Raw genomic sequence first — 1690 nt, 5'->3', positions numbered from 1 at the left:
TGTACTAGGCCCTGTCAAGTTGACGGATGAAATAATATAAAATTTAATATGTTTCTAAATGGCTTTATCCCAGTATTCATCTGGGGTAAGGCCATTTCTTTGTGTTGAGCGATTGTAATGATTAAAATATTCAATTCCTGCTTCAACCAATTTCATAAGTTCTTGATAGGTCTTTGGCAGTGGCTGACGTGCCATCCATCGATTTTTAAATTCATTCCACCAACGCTCCATTGGAGCGTTATCGTATGGCGTTCCTGGTCGGGACATACTTCTAGTTACTTCATATCGATCAAGAGAACGATTAAATAGTTTTGAGGTATAAGCTGAACCGCGATCGGTGTGCACCATGGGGTGTACACTACCAGCACCTGAAAAGGCCTGCTGAAATACCTGGATTTCTGCTTCACTAGTTTCTGTAGGACTTAGATTATAGGCTAAAAGTCGCCGACCATAAAGATCTAAAACACCACTTAACCGAATTTTATATTCGCCATTTATGCCATATGAAAGCTCTGTTGAATCGGCCAACCAAACTTGGTTAGGTCTACTCACACTAAAATTTTGATTAAGAAGATTATCTTGGATATATTGTTCTGATTGTTTCACACGATTATGCTTCTTCGGATGTACTAAACATCGAATACCTAGTTCTCGCATAACTCGTCGAACCTGTTTGAAAGTAATGGGAAAATTAATTGATGTGTCAGCTTGTAAATTTACCAACATGTTTCCAGTACCAATCCCTTGTAGATTGAAATCAAACCAGTATTGGGTTCGCTCTTTAAGTTGTTTATTACGTGTCTCCCAAACTGTTTCTTGTCTTTTTAACCCTTTGTAGTAAGCCTGACGGCTAACGCCAACCATTTTTATAAGTTTTGTTATCGCACCATGCTTTTCTTGACTAACATTCTTAATCGCGTGATATGCCAGTCGTCTTTGCTTATTCACCCCTTGCGCTGAAGTTCCTGCCATTTTTTTATAAAGGCCGCATATAATTTTTGATCTTCGATTTGGCTTTCTAACTCGTGAATCCGTAGATTCGCTTTATCTAAATCTGTTAGTTCTGATTGATCTTTACGGTGACCACGATTATCGATTAGTGATTCATAACCACCTTGTCGTGCCTTAAGAACCCATGAACGGGCTTGTTGATAAGAGACACCGAAGTGTTCCGCAGTTTCATTATAACTATGTTTATCTTTGGTAATATATTCAACAATTGAAACGCGTTCTTCAAAAGAAGTTTTACGACTCATAATGGGAACCTGCCTTTTGGACGGTGACGCCGTCACCGTTTTATCCTCATTATACTTGGAAACCCAGTCTAATAGTTGTTTTTGTGATCGTAAACCAAACTTAAGTGCAACATCTGCTTGTGAATATTGACCCGTTAGATAAGTTAATACCGCTTCTAATTTCAGCGCTTTTGAATAGTGATTATTGTGGCGCGCTTCCTGTAAACCTTCAATACCATCGCGGTCATAGCGATCGACCCAACGTTTGAATAGATCTTTATTAATACCGTATTCTCGGGCAAAAGTTCTTCTCGGCATTCCGGACTTTCTAAATTCTTCGATAAACGTTAATTTTTCTAATGCTGAATACTTGGCTCTGGACATACAAAAATCCCTCCATGATTATCGGATGAAATTATATTATTTCATCTGACAACCATAAAGGGATTATTACA

Annotated in this window: 2 protein-coding genes; both read right to left on the bottom strand. The window is 38.3% G+C overall.

The window, feature by feature from the left end:
- Nucleotides 1–54: 54 nt before the first annotated feature.
- Complete coding sequence (locus AC1RPG_RS07710) at nt 55–972, bottom strand: IS3 family transposase (protein ID WP_481761993.1); 918 nt, start codon at nt 970–972, stop codon at nt 55–57.
- On the bottom strand, nt 945–1619 hold the full coding sequence (locus tag AC1RPG_RS07705) for a transposase (RefSeq protein ID WP_481761994.1): 675 nt from the start codon (nt 1617–1619) through the stop codon (nt 945–947). Before AC1RPG_RS07705 ends, AC1RPG_RS07710 begins: the two co-directional genes overlap by 28 nt.
- Nucleotides 1620–1690 lie beyond the last annotated feature (71 nt).

It is taken from the genome of Dellaglioa sp. CoH-57-MRSF-18, assembly GCF_056781995.1.
Note: the sequence above shows the minus strand (reverse complement) of the source record. Positions and strands in the feature narration are given on the sequence as shown.